2 protein-coding genes are annotated in these 741 nt (G+C 32.7%); both read right to left on the bottom strand.

Going from position 1 to position 741, the window contains the following annotated elements:
• Positions 1 to 12: 12 nt before the first annotated feature.
• Positions 13 to 327, bottom strand: a complete 315-nt coding sequence (locus ACOI1C_RS22650) for a hypothetical protein (RefSeq protein WP_422512895.1) — start codon at positions 325 to 327, stop codon at positions 13 to 15.
• 27 nt (positions 328 to 354) lie between these two features.
• A partial coding sequence (locus tag ACOI1C_RS22645) for a hypothetical protein (RefSeq protein WP_422512894.1) occupies positions 355 to 741 on the bottom strand: 387 nt, incomplete at its 5' end.

Raw genomic sequence — 741 nt, 5'->3', positions numbered from 1 at the left:
AAAATCCTCTTATTACCAATTATGGGATTTCACATAGTTGGAATCTTGTTTTTTATTTATTAAGGAAGACTCTTTTTGAACACACTCATATAGTGTTAGTCGACTCTTTAAATCTTTATCACTGACAATTAAAGAAGTTGAAGAAGATATTTCATAAGATAACTCCTTCCGTTTTCTACTTTTTATAGCCAAGAGTATTGGAATAATAATAGCTACAACAAGACTCAAAACCCCAAGAATATTAGTGTATAAATACTCCCACATAATTACAGATACCTCCAAATAAAATGGTAGTTCCTTAGCTAAACCTTTAGAATTTTTCAACACAATCTGATCTTCATTTTTTATTACCCACTAATCACCTTTATCAGTCTTAACATAACCATAATAAGTGTAGCCATTATAATCTTCTAGCTCCTCCTGAAAAATCATTCCTTTTTTAGTAAGCTTCGAAATTGCGATAGAAACTGCGACATCGTTGTAACCCTGTTGATGCATTTCCTTTTTTAAATCAAAACCGGAAATACCATCTCCAGACTCTAACCCATATGCCATTACAGTAATAAGTGCTACTATTTCATGATCTGAAAGACCCTCTGTCTCCACCACAGCTGGATTAATTGAAGCGACGGTCACTTGTTTTTGTAACAGAGCATTGGTTCTAGTAACAATATCATCGTATAACTTAGTAAATGAACTTTTTGAATCGGTATCATAAGATACTATACTTCTATGCCTAAC

The sequence above is a fragment of the Bacillus sp. DJP31 genome (assembly GCF_049310945.1).
Taxonomy (GTDB): domain Bacteria; phylum Bacillota; class Bacilli; order Bacillales; family SA4; genus Bacillus_BS.
Note: the sequence above shows the minus strand (reverse complement) of the source record. Positions and strands in the feature narration are given on the sequence as shown.